This is a genomic window from Commensalibacter papalotli (ex Botero et al. 2024) (assembly GCF_947179115.1).
Taxonomy (GTDB): Bacteria; Pseudomonadota; Alphaproteobacteria; order Acetobacterales; family Acetobacteraceae; genus Commensalibacter; species Commensalibacter papalotli.
Window position 1 is genome coordinate 257,198 of record NZ_CAMXCI010000002.1, and the last position, 17,384, is coordinate 274,581.

The 17,384-nt window shown below is 36.2% G+C and carries 17 protein-coding genes; 11 read left to right on the plus strand and 6 right to left on the minus strand.

Annotated elements, in window-relative coordinates:
• Positions 1-22: 22 nt before the first annotated feature.
• The 8 genes from QMN76_RS06425 (at position 23) to moaA (ending at position 9,820) form a co-directional block, all read left to right on the plus strand.
• A complete protein-coding gene (locus QMN76_RS06425) occupies positions 23-3,721 on the plus strand; it encodes a nitrate reductase subunit alpha (protein ID WP_282024012.1) in 3,699 nt (1,232 codons plus the stop codon).
• Between the two features lie 15 nt (positions 3,722-3,736).
• Positions 3,737-5,293: a nitrate reductase subunit beta gene (gene narH / locus QMN76_RS06430; protein WP_282024010.1), complete on the plus strand. Its 1,557-nt coding sequence runs from the start codon at positions 3,737-3,739 to the stop codon at positions 5,291-5,293.
• Complete coding sequence (narJ, locus tag QMN76_RS06435; RefSeq protein WP_034339478.1) at positions 5,293-5,949, plus strand: nitrate reductase molybdenum cofactor assembly chaperone; 657 nt, start codon at positions 5,293-5,295, stop codon at positions 5,947-5,949. The genes narH and narJ overlap by 1 nt, the downstream gene beginning before the upstream one ends.
• Positions 5,933-6,616 (plus strand): respiratory nitrate reductase subunit gamma, encoded by a 684-nt coding sequence (gene narI / locus QMN76_RS06440; protein WP_034339475.1) that lies wholly within the window; start codon positions 5,933-5,935, stop codon positions 6,614-6,616. Before narJ ends, narI begins: the two co-directional genes overlap by 17 nt.
• Before the next feature lie 21 nt (positions 6,617-6,637).
• Complete coding sequence (gene modA / locus QMN76_RS06445) at positions 6,638-7,420, plus strand: molybdate ABC transporter substrate-binding protein (RefSeq protein WP_034340155.1); 783 nt, start codon at positions 6,638-6,640, stop codon at positions 7,418-7,420.
• A 9-nt stretch (positions 7,421-7,429) separates the two neighbouring features.
• Positions 7,430-8,098 carry a molybdate ABC transporter permease subunit gene (modB, locus tag QMN76_RS06450; protein WP_282024007.1) on the plus strand — a complete coding sequence of 223 codons (669 nt, stop codon included), beginning with the start codon at positions 7,430-7,432 and terminating at the stop codon, positions 8,096-8,098.
• Positions 8,099-8,107: 9 nt separating this feature from the next.
• Positions 8,108-8,773 carry an ABC transporter ATP-binding protein gene (locus QMN76_RS06455; protein ID WP_282024005.1) on the plus strand — a complete coding sequence of 222 codons (666 nt, stop codon included), beginning with the start codon at positions 8,108-8,110 and terminating at the stop codon, positions 8,771-8,773.
• Between the two features lie 69 nt (positions 8,774-8,842).
• Positions 8,843-9,820, plus strand: coding sequence for a GTP 3',8-cyclase MoaA (gene moaA / locus QMN76_RS06460; protein ID WP_282024003.1), 978 nt, complete (start codon positions 8,843-8,845; stop codon positions 9,818-9,820).
• Between the two features lies 1 nt (position 9,821).
• Here moaA and mog read toward each other — a convergent pair whose 3' ends face one another.
• Genes mog through QMN76_RS06485 form a run of 5 tightly spaced genes read right to left on the minus strand, consistent with a single transcriptional unit; the run spans position 9,822 to position 12,931 of the window.
• Positions 9,822-10,388: a molybdopterin adenylyltransferase gene (gene mog / locus QMN76_RS06465; protein ID WP_034339464.1), complete on the minus strand. Its 567-nt coding sequence runs from the start codon at positions 10,386-10,388 to the stop codon at positions 9,822-9,824.
• Positions 10,389-10,407: 19 nt separating this feature from the next.
• Positions 10,408-11,619 carry a molybdopterin molybdotransferase MoeA gene (locus tag QMN76_RS06470; RefSeq protein ID WP_282024001.1) on the minus strand — a complete coding sequence of 404 codons (1,212 nt, stop codon included), beginning with the start codon at positions 11,617-11,619 and terminating at the stop codon, positions 10,408-10,410.
• Positions 11,620-11,628: 9 nt separating this feature from the next.
• On the minus strand, positions 11,629-12,219 hold the full coding sequence (gene mobA, locus QMN76_RS06475; protein WP_282023999.1) for a molybdenum cofactor guanylyltransferase MobA: 591 nt from the start codon (positions 12,217-12,219) through the stop codon (positions 11,629-11,631).
• Entirely contained in the window at positions 12,216-12,680 is a 465-nt protein-coding gene (locus QMN76_RS06480; RefSeq protein WP_282023997.1) for a molybdenum cofactor biosynthesis protein MoaE, read from the minus strand. The genes mobA and QMN76_RS06480 overlap by 4 nt, the downstream gene beginning before the upstream one ends.
• A gap of 2 nt (positions 12,681-12,682) precedes the next feature.
• The gene (locus QMN76_RS06485) at positions 12,683-12,931 is read right to left on the minus strand and encodes a MoaD/ThiS family protein (protein ID WP_034339456.1); all 249 of its coding nucleotides are present in this window, start codon (positions 12,929-12,931) and stop codon (positions 12,683-12,685) included.
• Positions 12,932-12,989: 58 nt separating this feature from the next.
• Between QMN76_RS06485 and moaC the strand changes: the two genes are divergently transcribed.
• Positions 12,990-13,463: a cyclic pyranopterin monophosphate synthase MoaC gene (gene moaC / locus QMN76_RS06490; RefSeq protein WP_034339453.1), complete on the plus strand. Its 474-nt coding sequence runs from the start codon at positions 12,990-12,992 to the stop codon at positions 13,461-13,463.
• Between the two features lie 15 nt (positions 13,464-13,478).
• On the opposite strand, the gene QMN76_RS06495 is transcribed toward moaC, so the two are convergent.
• On the minus strand, positions 13,479-15,617 hold the full coding sequence (locus QMN76_RS06495; RefSeq protein WP_282023994.1) for a TonB-dependent receptor plug domain-containing protein: 2,139 nt from the start codon (positions 15,615-15,617) through the stop codon (positions 13,479-13,481).
• 165 nt (positions 15,618-15,782) lie between these two features.
• Between QMN76_RS06495 and QMN76_RS06500 the strand changes: the two genes are divergently transcribed.
• Both QMN76_RS06500 and QMN76_RS06505 read left to right on the plus strand, forming a co-directional pair.
• A complete protein-coding gene (locus QMN76_RS06500) occupies positions 15,783-16,310 on the plus strand; it encodes a hypothetical protein (protein WP_051462012.1) in 528 nt (175 codons plus the stop codon).
• 26 nt (positions 16,311-16,336) lie between these two features.
• On the plus strand, positions 16,337-17,293 hold the full coding sequence (locus QMN76_RS06505; protein WP_282023992.1) for a cytochrome-c peroxidase: 957 nt from the start codon (positions 16,337-16,339) through the stop codon (positions 17,291-17,293).
• Positions 17,294-17,384 lie beyond the last annotated feature (91 nt).

Genomic DNA, 17,384 nt, shown 5'->3' on the forward strand with positions numbered 1-17,384 from the left:
AGCTTAAGGATTGGAAAAAATTATGAGTCACTTATTAGATCGTTTATCCTTTTTTAAAAGAACTAAAAGTAATTTCGCCAATGGTCATGGTGCTGTTGTTCAAGAAGATAGAAAATGGGAGGACGCATACCGTCAACGTTGGCAACATGATAAAATTGTTCGTTCAACACATGGTGTGAATTGCACGGGTTCTTGTAGCTGGCAAATTTATGTAAAAAGTGGATTGATTACATGGGAAACGCAACAAGTAAACTATCCTCGCACGCGCCCTGATTTACCCAATCATGAACCCAGGGGATGTCCTCGTGGTGCTTCCTATAGTTGGTATGTTTATTCAGCTCAACGCGTAAAATATCCAATGTTAAGAGGGAGGCTTGCTCAATTATGGCGTGAGGTTCGTAAGAGTAAAGATCCAATTGCAGCTTGGGAATATATTAGCCAAACTCCAGATATTGCGAAATCTTATAAATCTCGTCGTGGTTTGGGAGGGTTTGTTCGTTCTAACTGGGATGAAGTGAACGAGATTATAGCAGCTGCTAATAGTTTTACAGTCAAAGAATTTGGTCCTGATCGTGTTGTTGGTTTTTCTCCAATCCCTGCAATGTCAATGGTCAGTTATGCTTCTGGTTCCAGATATTTGTCTTTAATTGGTGGTGTTCCTTTATCTTTTTATGACTGGTATTGTGACTTACCTCCTGCTAGCCCTCAAGTTTGGGGAGAGCAAACGGATGTTCCAGAATCTGCAGATTGGTATAATTCTACTTATTTAATGGTTTGGGGATCAAATGTTCCTATGACCAGAACCCCTGATGCTCATTTTTATACAGAGGTTCGTTATAAAGGTACGAAAACTGTTGCTGTATCTTCTGATTATGGGGAAATGGTAAAATTTGGTGATATCTGGTTAGCACCAAAACAAGGAACAGATGCCGCCCTTGCGATGGCAATGGGGCATGTAATTTTTAAAGAGTTTCACTTAGATAAGCCTTCAGAATATTTTACAAATTATTGTCGTCAATATACAGATATGCCCATGTTGGTTATGTTGGACAATAAAGGGGATCATTATCTACCCAATTATTTCCTAAGAGCTAGTCATTTAGATGACAATTTAAATGAAAAAACGAACCCAGAATGGAAAACCCTAGTTATTGATGGTGCAACAGGGAATATTGTTGCTCCCAAAGGATCTATTGGGTTTAGATGGGGTGATGATGGTAAATGGAACTTGCAAGAGCAAGATAGTCAAGGAAGAGCTGTTGAAGCACAACTTTCCCTTTTAGATACGCATGATCAAGTTCTGGATGTTGCTTTTGACTATTTTGCTGGTGAGGGAAATAATGAGCAATTTGTGCGTAAAGTTCCTGTAAAAAAAATCAAATTAGCAGATGGGTCAGAAGCTTTTGTAACCACTGTCTTTGATTTAATGGCTGCAAATTACAGTATTGATCGTGGATTAGGAGATGGGGCAAAGGATTATTTTGATGACGTTCCTTATACTCCTGCATGGCAACAAAAACATACTGGGGTAAAGCCAGACCTTGTTATTCAAGTGGCTCGTGAATTTGCACAAAATGCAGACCAAACCCAGGGTAAAAGTATGGTTATCGTTGGGGCAGCTTTAAACCATTGGTATCATATGGATATGACCTATCGTGGTATTATTAATATGCTCATGATGTGTGGTTGTATTGGACAAAGTGGTGGGGGTTGGTGCCATTATGTGGGACAAGAAAAGTTAAGACCACAAACAGGGTGGACACCGCTTGCTTTTGGTTTGGATTGGTATCGCCCAGCACGTCAAATGAACGGAACCTCATTCTTTTATAACCATACCAGCCAATGGCGTCATGAAAAATTACATCTTGATGAAATTACCTCTTCAACAGCATTGAGTGATTTTGAAGGATTATCATTAATTGATTGTAATGCCAAAGCTGAACGGATGGGGTGGTTACCTTCTGCGCCACAATTAACAACTAACCCGTTACAAGTTACGCAACAGGCAATTGCTGCGTCAAAAGATCCAATTGCTTATGCCGTAGATGGATTAAAAGATGGTTCATTGGATATGTCTTGTAATGATCCTGACAATCCAAAGAATTTTCCAAGAAATATGTTTGTGTGGCGTTCAAATATATTGGGATCCTCTGGAAAAGGACATGAATATTTTCTGAAATATTTACTAGGCACACAAAATGCAGTGTTGAGTGAAGAGACACAATGTATTAAACCACAAGAAATCACAGTAAGACCTGCTGCTGAAGGCAAGTTAGATTTGATGGTTGTACTTGATTTCCGTATGTCCACGACGTGTTTATATGCTGATGTGATTTTACCAACAGCAACTTGGTATGAAAAAGACGACTTAAATACCTCAGATATGCATCCTTTTATTCACCCATTAAGTGAAGCTGTACAACCTTTATGGCAAAGCAAAAGTGATTGGGAAATCTTTAAAGGGATTTCCAAGAAATTCTCTGAATTAGCAGAAGATTACTTGGGTGTTCAAAAAGATTTAGTTTTAACCCCGTTAATGCATGATACGCCTCAAGAGCTCGGACAGCCTTTTGATGTTAAAGATTGGAAGAAAGGTGAATGTGATCCTATTCCAGGAAAAACAATGCCGGCAATGACGGTTGTTGAACGCAATTATGGTGCTGTTTACCAACAATTTACGTCTATTGGGCCTTTGCTAGAGAAAATAGGGAATGGTGGTAAAGGAATCAGTTGGGATACAAAACACGAAGTAGAAGTTTTACGTGGGCTAAATAAAACTGTTTCGGAAGGAATAGCCAAGGGGCAACCTAAGCTGGATACAGCAATTGATGCTGCAGAAATGATTTTGACGCTGGCACCTGAAACAAATGGTCATATTGCGGTGAAGGCATGGGGTGCTTTGTCTAAGATTACAGGCTTAGATCATACACCATTGGCTTTACCCAGAGAGCATGACACTATTCGCTTTAGAGATATACAAGCACAACCTCGTAAGATTATTTCGTCTCCTACTTGGTCTGGTTTGGAAAGTGAAACTGTCAGTTATAATGCTGGTTATACCAATGTTCATGAGTTAATACCCTGGAGAACTATTACAGGGCGTCAACAATTTTATCAAGATCATCAATGGATGCGTGCTTTTGGTGAAAGCTTATGTGTATATAAACCTGCTGTTGATCTCAAGACGACAAAACAAGTATTGGGCAAACATGGAAATGGCAATACCGAAATTGTATTGAACTTTATTACACCACACCAAAAATGGGGCATTCATAGTACTTATTCTGACAATATTAGAATGCTTACTTTATCACGTGGTGGGCCTCATGTTTGGATTTCTGAGATTGACGCTAGAAAAGCTGGAATTGTTGATAATGATTGGATTGAGGCCTTCAACCTAAATGGCACTTTAACTGCAAGAGCTGTGGTCAGCCAACGTGTTCCAGAAGGAATGACCTTGATGTACCATGCTCAAGAAAAAATTATTAATGTTCCAGGCGCTGAAGTTTCTAAAAAACGCGGCGGTATTCATAATTCTGTGACGAGAACTGTTTTGAAACCAACGCATATGATTGGTGGTTATGCTCAGCTTTCTTATGGATTTAACTATTATGGAACGGTTGGTTCTAATCGTGATGAATTCGTGGTTATTCGTAAAATGAAAAATGTTGATTGGTTACAAGAAACCGCTGATTTAGCTCAACAAAATGTCAAAGCGTAATAAGAGGTCAGTATTATGAAAATTAGAGCACAAATTGGTATGGTGTTAAATCTGGACAAATGTATTGGATGTCATACTTGTTCAGTAACTTGTAAAAATGTTTGGACCAGCCGTGATGGTGTTGAATATGCATGGTTTAACAATGTTGAAACAAAGCCTGGTGTTGGTTATCCAAAAGAGTGGGAGAATCAAGATAAATATAATGGTGGATGGGTTTTAAAAAATAATAAGTTAAAACCTCGCCAAGGGGGTAAGTTAAAAATTATGGCAAATATATTTGCCAATCCAGACTTGCCTCAAATTGATGATTATTATGAGCCATTTACGTATGATTATGAACATCTACAAAATGCTCCTGATATGAAAACCCCACCAACGGCACGCCCTGTTTCTGTCTTAACTGGCAAAAAAATGGATAAGATTAAATGGGGGCCAAACTGGGAAGATGATCTTGGAGGAGAATTTTCTAAAAGATCAAAAGATGCACTGTTTGAGGGCATTCAAAAGGAAATGATGTCCACATTCGAAAATACATTTATGATGTATTTACCAAGATTGTGTGAACATTGTTTAAATCCAGCTTGTGTTGCAAGTTGTCCTTCTGGATCTATTTATAAACGTGAAGATGACGGTATTGTTTTGATCGATCAAGATAAATGTCGTGGTTGGCGTATGTGCGTTTCTGGATGTCCATATAAAAAAATTTATTATAACTGGGTTTCTGGAAAATCTGAAAAATGTATTTTCTGCTATCCAAGAATTGAGGGCGGTCAACCAACAGTTTGTTCTGAAACTTGTGTAGGACGTATTCGTTACCTTGGTGTTTTATTGTATGATGCTGATAAAATTGAAGATGCAGCTTCTGCTGAAGATCCAAAAGATTTATATCAATCTCAATTAGATTTATTTTTGGATCCTAATGATCCAGAAGTGATTGCTGAAGCATTGAAGCAAGGAATTCCACAAAGTTGGTTGGACGCTGCAAAGAAATCACCTGTTTATAAAATGGCAGTGGATTGGAAAGTTGCTTTCCCACTACATCCCGAATATCGTACATTACCAATGGTTTGGTATATTCCACCTCTATCTCCGATTCAATCAGCTGTTGAACAAGGCGTCATTGGGGAAAAAGGAATTATTCCTGGTATTAAAGAGCTACGTATTCCTGTTCGCTATCTTGCTAATCTATTAACAGCTGGCAAAGAAGAACCAATTGTTGAAGCATTAGAAACAATGATTGCAATGCGTCGTTACATGCGTAGCAAATCAGTTGATTCTCAAGCAGATTTATCAACAATAGAAAATCTTCATGTATCTGAAGAACAAATTAATGAAATGTATCAAATTATGGCGATTGCCAATTATGAAGATCGTTTTGTTATTCCCTCCTCTCATAAAGAAATGGTTGAGGATGCGTTTAAAGATAAAGCTTCTTGTGGTTTTTCTTTTGGAAACGGATGCTCTGATGGCGTTAGTAAAGAAAATCTATTTGGTAAAAAACAATCTCCTATTATTTTCACAGATATGATGAATGATCGTAACCATAACAAAGAAAAAGAAAGTAATAGCTAATGGAAATTTTTAAAATCCTTTCAGTGCTTCTTTGTTATCCAGAGCAAGATCTTATTGATGCTGTTCCTGAGTTGGTTGCACGCTTGGAAAAACTAAAAATAGATCCTAATTTTCTTTCTCCTTTACTAAAAGAGTTAGGCGAGCAAGATTTGCTTGTTTTACAAGAAAATTATGTAAATATTTTTGACCGTAGTCGTAATCACTCTTTACATATGTTTGAGCATATTCATGGAGAGGATCGCATTCGCGGACAAGCTCTGGTTGATTTAATGAACGAATATAAAAATCATGGGTTTGAGCTTTCTGTGATAGATGAGCTTCCTGATTATTTACCTTTATTTTTGGAATATTTATCTGTTTGTGAAAAAAAACAAGCAATAGAACTATTAACATCAGCAATTGATGTCATTGGTCATATTGGTAAAAAGCTGCAAGAGACAAAATCTGCTTACATTGGTATTTTTTCACTCTTAGAGCAATATTCAACAGCAAAACCAGTTCCCTTGGTAACTCCTCCTATTCGAGATATGGATGAGGCATTAGAAAAATTTGGACCGAACATAGAAGGTGTAGAGCCTTTATTACAACCAAATGCTTGTAAAATTTGTCCAACCTATGATCAAAATAAAGGAGGAAGTCATGGATTATCTAGATAAATTTATTTTTGGAATTTATCCCTATATTGTATTAGTAATTTTTGTTGTTGGCTGCCTTGTTCGGTTTGAACGTGAACAGTATTCTTGGAAAAGTGATTCCAGCCAGTTATTATATCGTGGGCAATTACGTGTTGGCAGTATCTTATTTCATGTAGGCATATTAGGTTTATTTTTTGGTCATCTCGTAGGGTTATTAACCCCAGTGATTGTATGGGATACATTAGGGGTCAGCCACTCTTTAAAACAAATGGTGGCAATGACTGCTGGTGGAATTATGGGCAGCATGTGCTTTATTGGGTTGGTTATCTTAATACACAGACGTTTTTCTGTAGATCGATTGGTACAAAACAGCAACTGGCGTGATAAATTATTACTTTTATGGTTATTTGTTACGTTATGTCTTGGGCTATCAACGATTGTTGTTTCTGCTCAACATTTAGATGGTCATGAAATGGTGCGTTTGATGACATGGGCACAACATGTAGTGACAGTACGTGGGGATGCAGCAAATTATGTTATGAACGCATCTATTATTTTTAAAATTCACTTATTTATGGGAATGAGTTTATTTGCTATTTTCCCATTTACTCGACTAGTACATATTTTTAGTGGATTTGGGATGGTCACCTATATTACACGTAAATGGCAATTGGTAAGGCCTCGTTAATGTAAAGAGCAAATGAAAATTATGAAAAAATACTATTTTCTCCAAAGGGTTGTTCGACAATTTTTAGTTATAGCAACTATTCTTTTTAGTGGGTTACATTATGCGAAAGCAAATGAAATTAATGTTTCAGCTGCAATCAGTCTCAGTAATGCTTTTAAAGAAATAGCTGCTTTATATGAGGCAAAACACCCTATGGATAAAATTTTATTTAACTTTGGTGCTTCTGGCAGTTTGCTTCAGCAAATTGACCAAGGCGCACCAACGGATATTTTTGCTTCTGCTGATGAAGAAACCATGGATCAGGCTGTAAAAAAAGGCCTGATTATAGAGAATAGTCGAAAAGATTTTACTAATAATAGTCTTGTATTGATTGCTCCGATTCATAGTAATTTAGATATACACAATGCAGGAAATTTATTACAGCCTACCGTTCAAAAAATTGCTGTAGGTCAGCCAAAGATTGTTCCAGCAGGTAGATATACACAAAAATTTTTACAACAAAATCAGTTGTGGGATAAATTGCAAAATAAGTTAATTATTGGGCAAAATGTCAGACAAGTTTTGGATTATGTTGCGCGTGATGAGGTAAATGTTGGATTTGTTTACCACAGTGATGCTACGATTTTATCGAATAAGGTTAAAATCTTGCTAGATTTTCCTTTAAGCCATTCTATCCGCTATCCAATTGCATTGGTTAAACAAAAGACAGAAAATACAAAAGCTCAAGGGTTTATTGATTTTATTTTATCCTCTACAGGGCAAAATATTTTAAATAAATATGGTTTCACCAGTGTTTCTCGATAGAAAAATATAATGAATTTTGCTTGGGGTGCATTATTATTATCATTAAAAGTTGCTGGATGCTCAGTTGTTGTTAATTTTCTGATTGCTGTTCCAATTGGTTTTTTACTTGCTCGTAAAAAATTTGTTGGTAAAGAATTTTTAGATACAATTTTAACATTGCCTATGGTAATGCCGCCAACCGTTTTAGGATATTATTTATTGGTTCTTTTAGGTCGGCATGGCTGGGTTGGACAGATTTTAGAGATTTATTTTGATATTAATTTAATTTTCACATGGCAAGGGGCGGTAATCGCCGCAACAATTGTTACTTTTCCGTTGGTTTTTAAACCAACTCGAACCGCTTTTGAAAGTGTAAATCCTTGTTACGAGCAAGCGGCAAGAGTGCTTGGAGTATCAGATATTTCTATTTTCTTTCGAATTACCTTGCCACTTGCTTGGCGAGGAATTTTTGCAGGATTATTATTATCTTTTGCCAGAGCTTTGGGAGAATTTGGAGCAACCTTAATGGTCGCAGGAAGTATTCCAGGAAAGACAGAAACATTATCCATATCCATTTATGAAGCAGTTCAAGAGGGAAATGATCATGCTGCAAATATAGCTGTGATTATTTTATCTTTTGTTTGTATTGTTGTTTTATTTATTGCCAAAAAACTAACTGGCTATAAGATATTTTATTAAAGATTTAATATGAATTTTAATTGGAATATTCAAAAAACATTGTTGACCAATCAATCTTCTTTTCAATTAAACCTTGAATATGCTTCATCTTGCCAATCTATTGCGATTTTTGGTCCATCAGGTGCAGGAAAAACAACTTTAATTAAAATAATAGCAGGGTTAATGATCCCTGATGCAGGGTCTATTACAATTAAAAATAATGTTTTTTTTGACGATAAACAAAAGATTAATTTAAAACCACAACAAAGAAATTTAGCGTATTTTTTTCAAACTTATAGTTTATTTCCTCATTTGACAGTGCAACAAAATATTGCATTTTCTCTTAAAAAAGGGTTTTTAAATCCATGCAAACACCGATATAATACAGAGGTTTCTGAGTTATTAGAACAGTTTGAATTATCGAATTTAGCGCATCAATATCCTCATGAATTATCGGGTGGACAACAACAAAGAGTTGCCTTGGCAAGAGCATTAATAACTAAGCCTAAACTTCTCTTACTTGATGAACCTTTTTCAATGTTGGATTATCAGTTACGCCAACGGTTACGTGTTGAAGTAAAATACATTCAACAGCAAATAAATTGTTTATTACTTATTATTTCTCATGATCCAGAAGATATAAATTTTTTTGCTGATGACGTTTTGTCTTTAAAGAATGGAAAAATGGAACGTTAAAGATTAAATACTTAGTGTGAAAATGTAGAATATATATAATTTTAAAATATAGTTTTGAGAACGGTCTGTATGATGCTCATAGATGATTTTGGTAGAAAAATAGATTACTTAAGAATATCTGTTACAGATCGTTGTAATTTAAGATGTAATTATTGTATTCCTAAAGGTTTTAAGGGGTTTGAAGCCTCTGATAATTGGATATCTACTGAAGAAATTTTAAGAATTGTTTATAATTTCTCTGTATTAGGAACACATCATTTTCGCCTGACAGGTGGAGAGCCTTTACTTCGCAAAAATATTGTCGAATTGGTGCGTGATATGAAGGCAATGGATCAGGTCAAAGATTTGTCTATGACAACCAATGCGACTTTATTGGCAGATAAAGCCGAATCATTATTTGAAGCAGGTTTGGATCGATTAAATATTAGTCTTGATTCTCTTAGCTCTAAACATATGGAGGAAATAACAGGAAGTAATTGTTTAGATACTATTTTGGCTGGGTTATCTGCAGCTAAAAAAGCAGGGTTTCAAAAGGTTCGCATTAATATGGTTGTGATGCCAGATCGTAACTTTGATGAAGTCGAGGAAATGCTACGGTTTTGTATTCAACATCAATATATTTTATGTTTGATTGAAGTCATGCCGATGGGCGAAAGTGGGCGGAGTACAGCTTCTGTCTATTTGCAAGAGAGCGTTAAAAAACTAGAAATAAAGTTTAACCTACAGCCAACAACCAAGAAAATCGGGAATGGGCCTGCTCGGTATTGGGAAACAGCAAGCGGGTTTGTTAATCTAGGATTGATTACCCCATTATCTCAGCATTTTTGTGAAACTTGTAATCGCGTTCGATTAACTGTTGATGGCACATTATTGATGTGCTTAGGTCAAGATAGTAGTTTTCAGTTGAAACCTTTTCTAAGAAATCAATGTAGCGATGAGGAATTACAAAATGCTATAATGCAAGCAATTAAGTTAAAACCTCAATCTCATGATTTCCTAGAAAAGCCAAAAAAAATCAACCGTATAATGTCAATGACAGGGGGCTGATTTATATTTTAGGTAAAAAGGCTTTGACGATTTTTTCGTCTGTTTCCATTCTGGGGCCGCCAATGACTTCTATGCACATTGGAACAGAAGCAAAAACGCCATGAATTTTTATCTTTCCATTGTCGTCTTTAACGCCCTCTAAGGTTTCTTTGATGGCATTTGGACGGCCAGGAAGATTTAAGATTAAGCTTTGCTTACGAATAACCCCAACTTGTCTGGATAGAATTGCTGTCGGTACATAATATAAGCTTACTTGCCGCATTTGCTCACCAAATCCTGGCATAACTTTATCTGCAACAGCTAAGGTTGCATCTGGTGTTACGTCACGAATATAAGGGCCAGTTCCACCTGTTGTTAATACAAGAGGGCATTTTTCTTGGTCAACCAGTTCAATCAGTGTTTTCTCGATAAGATCTTGCTCATCTGGGATTAGATGCTCAACATATTCTTTGTCGTTTAAAACAGCAAGGTCAAGCCAGTCTTTCAGTGCAGGGAGGCCTTTATCTTCGTAGATGCCTTTGCTAGCTCTGTCACTGATAGAAATAAGACCAATTTTAATTTTTTCCATAATAAATACTCAGATAATTTTAAGCGTTGAAATTGTAAGAAAGAGGATAGACTTTGATATAGTCATTTTCATGAACCAGTGTATTTTCTGGTATTTCTGCCAAAGCATCGGCTTGAGTGAATGCAGATAGCATTGCAGACCCTTGATGTGAAAGCAGTTTTACATAAAGTCCAGTTGCACTCGGTTGTAATTGAACCCTAAGAAACTCTTTGCGGCTTTGTGTTTTCTTGGTAGAGAATGTTGCTTTGGCCATGATGGCTTTTGGCATACATTGTTCAATATCAATTCCTGATAATCTTTTTAGGGCTGGAACGACGAGCTGTTGGAAAGTCACAAAGGTACTGACAGGATTTCCAGGAAGCATAAAGACCGTTGTGTTATCAATTTCTCCCCATGCGAAAGGTTTTCCTGGTTTGATAGCAAGTTTCCATAAAGTAAGCTTACCTAATTTTGTAATCGCTGTATGGACGTGATCTTCCTCCCCAACAGAAACACCACCTGAAGTGATAATAATATCTGCTTTTTGACTGGCGTTGCTGAGTGCTTGTTCTGTTGCTTCTTTGTTATCAGGTAAAGTGCCTGCATCAATGATTTGATGAGGTGTTTGTTTTAACCATGACAATAGTAAATAGCGATTAGCATCATAAATTTTTCCAGCAGTTAGAGCTTCTCCTGGATTTAGCAGTTCATTTCCTGTTGAAAATACATAAATCGTTAACGGCTTAAATACAGGGATTTCAGCGTATCCTTGGCTGGCTAATAAAGCGATGACAGCAGGGGTAATATACTGGCCAGAAGATAGGAATACATCTCCCTTTTTTAACTCTTCCGCTTGATAGCGAATATTCTGCCCTTTTCTAAGTGCTGAAGTAACGGTTAAAACATTACCATTAACTTCAGTATTTTCTTGTTGAATAACAGCGGCTGTTCCCTCTGGGATGGGGGCTCCTGTAAATATTCTTGCTGCTTCGCCAGTTTTTAAAGTCATTGATTGTGCTGTATCGCCTGCTGCAATACGATGAATGATTGTCCATTCTTGACATGCGTCAATATCACCGCCTAGAGCATAACCATCCATTGCACTATTGCTAAAAAAAGGGGTGTCATATTGGACGGTTAAATTTTCAGCTAAAATAAGGCGATCCGCTTCGGTTAAAGGAACAGTTTGTTTTGTTAAAGAAGGGGTGTTTTGGGTTAATAAATTATGGAGTGCTTGATAATAATCGAGCATGATAGGTTCCTATTGGTTTTGGTGAAGTGTTTTCATGTCATTCATATTTGTAAATGCATGCTCATCTTCAAAAACAGTTTTAATTGCATTATGTTTAAAAATCCAAGATTTCAAACTATAGTGTTGTTGCCTTATATGCTCTGCTAATTGATTGTTAATTGTTGGCTTATATAGAAAGATGCTGGGATGAATCTGGGATGGTGTTGCAGCATACGCGATCTCATGTTCTGCTTGATTATATAAAGCATTTGTTAATGTAGATACTAGATGAATGGGTAGGAAAGGGGTATCACAAGGTACAGTTAGAATGGCATCAGTATCTTGGGGAATAAAAGGAGTGGTGCTGAGAATACCAGCAAGAGGTCCTTTGTTTTGCCATTCAGTTTGATCCGAAATAACAGGAAACCCAAAGTTTTGATATGTTGAAATGTCCTCATTAGCACTGATGATGATGTGATCTAGTTGAGGGCGTAATTGTTGAATAACATAGTGAATAAGAGGTAAGTTATTGAAAGGAATGAGCCCTTTATTTTTCCTTCCCATACGTTGTCCCTCACCGCCTGCTAGGATAATGCCTGTAATAACAAGTTTTGGTTTCATGACGGAAGTTGCCAGCGTTTTTTTTGTTCTATGTCTGACTCTTTGGCTTTAACCCAACGAGATGTTTCATTTTGAAAAAATTCCTTTTTCCAGAATGGTGCTTCTGTTTTTAAATAATCCATAATAAATTGAGATGCTTCAAAGGCCGCTTTACGATGAGAAGCCGCAACCATAACCAGCACAATGCTTTCCCCTATGTTTAGTCTGCCAACACGGTGGATTACAATTGCACTTTCTATTGCCCAATATTCTTTTGCTTGTTGTAAAATACGTTCAATTTCCTGTTCGGTAACTCCAGGAAAATGTTCCAAATAAAGGTGGCTTAATGGTTCTTGTTCATCATACCCACGGACAATGCCTTTAAAACTGACGATTGCGCCACAATTATTAATTTGGATTTGTTGATCTAGAACTGGAATTTCTGCATCAAAAGGGGACTCTTGGATTTTTATCCAAAACATTTTTATCCTCCTGTAACGGGAGGGAGGATAGCGACTTCATCTCCTGAAGAAATGGGGGAAGTCTGATAAATAATTTTTTGATTAATGGCCAAGCGGAAAATATTTTGTTCAGAAAGGCTTTCTGCCCAAAAATCGCTGCGGGATCTTAAATAGGTTAATAAAGCTTGTGAATCGCCCTGTGGCCATTCTATTTGTTCTTCTTCAAGGTTTAAAATTTCTTTTAAAAATCCAAAATAACGAATTTTAATCATGGTTTCCTTCGTATCATATGTTTATGATGGTTAAAGCAAATTATAATAGGAAAAACACATGACTAAGTTATCTCATTTTGATGCTTCAGGGCAAGCGCATATGGTCGATATTGCGAATAAAGAAGCAACAAAACGTACAGCGATTGCTACTGGTACAATTATAATGTGTGCAGAGGCATTTCAATTATTAGAATTCAATGCCAGCCATAAAGGAGATGTATTGGGGATTGCTCGTATTGCAGCAATTCAGGGGACAAAGATGACTGCCACTATTATTCCTTTATGTCATCCTTTGTCTTTAAGTCATGTGCATGTTGAGTTTTACAAAGATGAAATCAACTCAAGCGTCACCATTGAGGTCACTGCTGAAACGGTTGGTAAAACAGGTGTTGAAATGGAAGCTTTAACAGGAGCGTCTGCAGGGTTATTAACAATTTATGATATGTTAAAAGCAGTAGATAAAAAAATGATCATTCAAGATATTCATTTAGTTAAAAAGCAAGGGGGAAAAAGTGGAGAGTTTAATTTTTAAATTAGAACGCTGCACCTAATATACAAATCTCAATTTAACATAGAAATTCCGTCCTTGCTCTGGGTATCCTGCGGCGAGTTGATAGTTTTGATCAAGCAAGTTTTTAGCACCAACCCCAAGCTCTAGTTGATCTGTGACTTGATAGAGAGCATTCATGGATAGATTCACATAATGACCTGTTTTAAAGTAATCTATCCCTGTGCTATCAGTAGTCCAACGATTTGAGGCGATATCCAACGTGGGTAAAAATTGTAATTTCTTAATGGGTTTCCATGTCGCATAAACAAAGGCTTTATGTTTTGGCACATCAGTAGGGTGATAATTTTGAATATTGGGATCATTCAAGTTGCGATGAATATAGGTATAGTTACCACCCACTGATAAATTCTTTAAAATTTCAATTTCGGTAGAAATCTCGAACCCATAATAATCTCCGTGTCCTACATTACGGTTTTGGTTGACTGAAACACCTTCGTACAGCATCGGAAAAGCAACAATTGCATTGGTTAATTGAGAATAAAATAAAGCTGCTGTAATGTTAACTCGATTGAAATTATGACTTATTCCAATTTCATAATTTTTGGCTCGTTCTGGCTTTAATGCTGGGTTGGAAACTGCGCCACCAAAACGCGTGCTGAATCGCTCAAACAAAGAGGGAAATCTTACCCTATCGGAAAAACTGATATAAGAACTAGTTTTGGTATTTATTTGCCATGCTAATCTTGCCTGACCGTTCAAAGCGCCTTTGTTTTTGGTTGGATAAGAAATAATATTTTTTGTATCTGAGGAGAAACCCTCCGCTTGATCTAACTTTCGCCAATCGTAACTGCCTCCTGTAGTTAATTTTAACTCTGGTAGAATATAGAACGTATTTTCAAGGGCAGTACTATAACTTTCTTCGATTGATTTTTGGTTTGGTTGATTATATCCCCCAGGAAAATTTTGAGTATGTTCGTTATGTTGATCCAGACGGCCATAAAATGCAAAATTAAGTGAATCTCGCTGGCTGATATCCCATGTTAAACGTGTGTCCCCACCATATCCTACATCGTAGTAATAGCTGTTAAATGATTTTTTCATATTTTGAGTAGTCTGAGAAATATTATCAAAACTACGTAAAAGATTGTCAAATGTATTTCGATAAAGGCGGAATTTAAGAGTTAAATTATCTTTTAATTTTGTATTCGTCATAATTGATAATGAATCGATATTCCAGGTTGGCCATGACCAAACCTTTTGATATGACGGCGGGTCGATCGTGTTTAATGGAGCGTTTTTTTGTCCTTCTTGCCTAGTATAACTTAATACATACTCATCGGTATCATTGGGGGTAATACCAATTTTTGTATTAATTCTCCAATCCAAAGAATCAGACAGTAATCGCCTACCTTTGCCTTGTGAGGCAGTTGGGGTATATTTAGATGATACATCTGTATGATCAATATTATTCTCATCAAAGCTGAATTGAGTATACCATTTTTCCTGACGAGTACCGATAAAGCCAAAAACATTATATCCACCATATTCAGCGTTATGGCCAAGATTGACGTTGCTTCGAACTTCGGCATCAATTTCTTTTTTTGGCTTACGGGTAACGAGGTTGATTAATCCGCCCATGCCATCTGGTCCATCAATGACTGAGGCATATCCTTTGCTAATTTGAATTTCACTAATATCAGGGGTTACGAAACGACCAAAATCTAGTCGATTATCATAAGGTAAATAAATCCTAATTCCATCAAGTAGCAAAGGGACCTGCAAACGACTGAAACCACGTACATAAATTGTACGTTCATTACGTGAGTTTCCTGTTGATCCTATATTGACACCAGGCAAAATATTAACAGCTTCATCTAATGTGTTTAAGTTCAGCTTATCCATAGCCTTTTGTGTTACAACAGAGTTACCAATGAGTGTTTTATTCTGTTTTCCATAGACTGTTATTTCCTCAGAAGATGGTTGTGGGGAATCTGTCTTCACATCAGAAATATTTTTGTACTGATCATTCGAGGGAATTAATTTTTTATTCTTTTCTTTTGTTGATACAGAATCTGTATCTTTAGATCTTGTAGTTTCTTCTGCGATTGCATTAGAGGATGCAATTAAAAATAATGAACATGTCGAAATACAAAAAAATCTAAAAGTATTATTCATAATAATTCTACGTTCAAATAATTCGTTGGTGCATACTCTGAGATGTAATGAATATTATGTATATGGTTTCAGTCAATACACCAAAAGGATTAGTCCAAAAGGGGTATTTCCTATATTCATATTTTTTGTAAAATCGTTTTATATAAAAATATTGAAGGGTTTTTTATGTCATACCGTCATTATCTATTTTTACTTGTTTCATTCACAACTTATTTAGCTATAGGTTCTGCAACTGTATATGCTCATGAAGATCATTCTTGTACGCCACTTACTGGAAATTTGGCATCATGGAATAAACCTCTTATAGTAAAAACCTCTCAAACGATTGCAAATTTAAAACAAGCAAATCCTGTTCCTATTTCACAAACTGTTGAAGCCTCTTTGTTTCCTGCACGTTCAGTAGAATTTCCTGTTTCACCACAAGAGCGTGGAGGAAGTGTGAGTTTTGCGGGAACTTTAAAATTCGATATTACTAAGAAATCAACCTATCGCATTATTACTAATGGTCGTCCTTGGGTAGAAATTGTTCAAAATGGTAAAATTATAGACTCTAGTAAACATCAGCATGGTGAAAAATGTTGGGGAATGGAAAAAGTATTAGATTTTCCTCTTACTCCTGGCCGTTATGTGATTGAATTAACAGCCAATGGTAAAGAGACTATTAAATTCATGATTATCCCAGTCACTCAATAACCATTAAAAAAGCTAGCTTTGTTACAATGAACCTCAAAATAATATTCGCAACTTTTTGTATCATAGGCACAAGCACAGGCGCTTTGCTTTATGCACAACCAAGAAAAACAGAGATTCATTCAGCACAGGTTCCTGCTGATCAAGAAAAAATAAAGCTGGGGCGTTATCTGTTTTATGATGGTGATTTGTCTAAGGATGGCAGCATGTCATGTGGCACCTGTCACAGGCAAAAACACGCCTTCACTGATGGAAATAAAACACATCCCGGAGTGAATAATGATGAGGGGATTTTCAATGTTCCTACATTGGGAAATATAGGTGAGTTCAACCATCTTACGTGGGAAAATCAAAATGTAAGAACTCTTGAACAACATGCTGTTATTCCAATTACAGGAACTATTCCTGTTGAAATGGGAATGAATCAACAAGAAAAAGAAATTGAACGGCGTATTGCTGCTAATCCTTGTTATGTTGAGTTGTTTAATAAGACTTTTCCTGATGCTCAAGGGGATAGTAAAAACAAGGTTACCATAGATCACATTATACAGGCCATTAGTGATTTTGAGCGAACTTTAATTACAAATCAGAGTATTTGGGATACAAAAAAAGGATTCTCCTTTGAAATGCAACAGGGTGAAACAATCTTTTTTGGTAAAGGACAATGTACAAATTGTCATACGCCACCCCTTTTTACAGATCAAAAATTTTATAAGATTAATGATCACATAAAATCAGAAATTCGCACTCCAACTTTACGTAATATTGAATTAACAGCTCCATATTTTCACGATGGCTCTATAGCAACGATACAAGAGGCCATTATAGGTCACAGCCCAAGCAAAACAAATGTCCCAAAACTTTCTCAGCAAGAAATAAATGAATTAATCGCGTTTTTAAACTCTCTCACTGATCAGAATTTTATTACCAATCCTAACTTTTCACTTCCTCCAGATGTTTGTGAAAAAACAAAAAGTAGTAAATAAAAAGTAATAAATAAAAAGTAATAAATAAATTGAGTGGGCCTATTTTTGGAATAAAGTGATTTTGATACCAATGCTTGCATTTATAATTGAT

Excerpts from the sequence above, each read along its gene's own strand:
- QMN76_RS06425 (WP_282024012.1), top strand. The coding sequence starts at position 23 with ATGAGTCACTTATTAGATCGTTTATCCTTTTTTAAAAGAACTAAAAGT.
- narH (WP_282024010.1), top strand. The coding sequence starts at position 3,737 with ATGAAAATTAGAGCACAAATTGGTATGGTGTTAAATCTGGACAAATGT.
- narJ (WP_034339478.1), top strand. The coding sequence starts at position 5,293 with ATGGAAATTTTTAAAATCCTTTCAGTGCTTCTTTGTTATCCAGAGCAA.
- narI (WP_034339475.1), top strand. The coding sequence starts at position 5,933 with ATGGATTATCTAGATAAATTTATTTTTGGAATTTATCCCTATATTGTA.
- modA (WP_034340155.1), top strand. The coding sequence starts at position 6,638 with ATGAAAAAATACTATTTTCTCCAAAGGGTTGTTCGACAATTTTTAGTT.
- modB (WP_282024007.1), top strand. The coding sequence starts at position 7,430 with ATGAATTTTGCTTGGGGTGCATTATTATTATCATTAAAAGTTGCTGGA.
- QMN76_RS06455 (WP_282024005.1), top strand. The coding sequence starts at position 8,108 with ATGAATTTTAATTGGAATATTCAAAAAACATTGTTGACCAATCAATCT.
- moaA (WP_282024003.1), top strand. The coding sequence starts at position 8,843 with ATGATGCTCATAGATGATTTTGGTAGAAAAATAGATTACTTAAGAATA.
- mog (WP_034339464.1), bottom strand. The coding sequence starts at position 10,388 with ATGGAAAAAATTAAAATTGGTCTTATTTCTATCAGTGACAGAGCTAGC.
- QMN76_RS06470 (WP_282024001.1), bottom strand. The coding sequence starts at position 11,619 with ATGCTCGATTATTATCAAGCACTCCATAATTTATTAACCCAAAACACC.
- mobA (WP_282023999.1), bottom strand. The coding sequence starts at position 12,219 with ATGAAACCAAAACTTGTTATTACAGGCATTATCCTAGCAGGCGGTGAG.
- QMN76_RS06480 (WP_282023997.1), bottom strand. The coding sequence starts at position 12,680 with ATGTTTTGGATAAAAATCCAAGAGTCCCCTTTTGATGCAGAAATTCCA.
- QMN76_RS06485 (WP_034339456.1), bottom strand. The coding sequence starts at position 12,931 with ATGATTAAAATTCGTTATTTTGGATTTTTAAAAGAAATTTTAAACCTT.
- moaC (WP_034339453.1), top strand. The coding sequence starts at position 12,990 with ATGACTAAGTTATCTCATTTTGATGCTTCAGGGCAAGCGCATATGGTC.
- QMN76_RS06495 (WP_282023994.1), bottom strand. The coding sequence starts at position 15,617 with ATGAATAATACTTTTAGATTTTTTTGTATTTCGACATGTTCATTATTT.
- QMN76_RS06500 (WP_051462012.1), top strand. The coding sequence starts at position 15,783 with ATGTCATACCGTCATTATCTATTTTTACTTGTTTCATTCACAACTTAT.
- QMN76_RS06505 (WP_282023992.1), top strand. The coding sequence starts at position 16,337 with ATGAACCTCAAAATAATATTCGCAACTTTTTGTATCATAGGCACAAGC.